Genomic DNA, 233 nt, shown 5'->3' with positions numbered 1-233 from the left:
CCCGCCACGTGCAGGAGCGCCCCGGCGAGTTGGCCGTCGCCGAGAGCCCCGACAACGGCAAGCCGATCAAGGAGAGCCGCGCCGTGGACGTGCCCCTCGTCGCGTCCTGGTTCTTCTACTACGCGGGCTGGGCAGACAAGCTCGTCTACGCCGGTCTGGGTGCGAACCCGCGTGCGCTGGGCGTCGCCCGGCAGGTCATCCCGTGGAACTTCCCGCTGCTGGTGCTCGCGTGG

General features: G+C 71.2%; 1 protein-coding gene. It reads left to right on the top strand.

All coding sequences use genetic code 11. The features are described 5' to 3' along the window. The coding region (locus tag KVS71_RS19130; protein ID WP_217585318.1) for an aldehyde dehydrogenase family protein at positions 1-233 on the top strand (233 nt) is incomplete at both ends.

The sequence above is a fragment of the Microbacterium sp. GbtcB4 genome (genome assembly GCF_019091465.1).
GTDB classification, from domain to species: Bacteria; Actinomycetota; Actinomycetes; order Actinomycetales; family Microbacteriaceae; genus Microbacterium; species Microbacterium paraoxydans.
The sequence above is the reverse complement of the archived record's forward strand: the minus strand, read 5'-3'. Positions and strand labels throughout refer to the sequence as shown.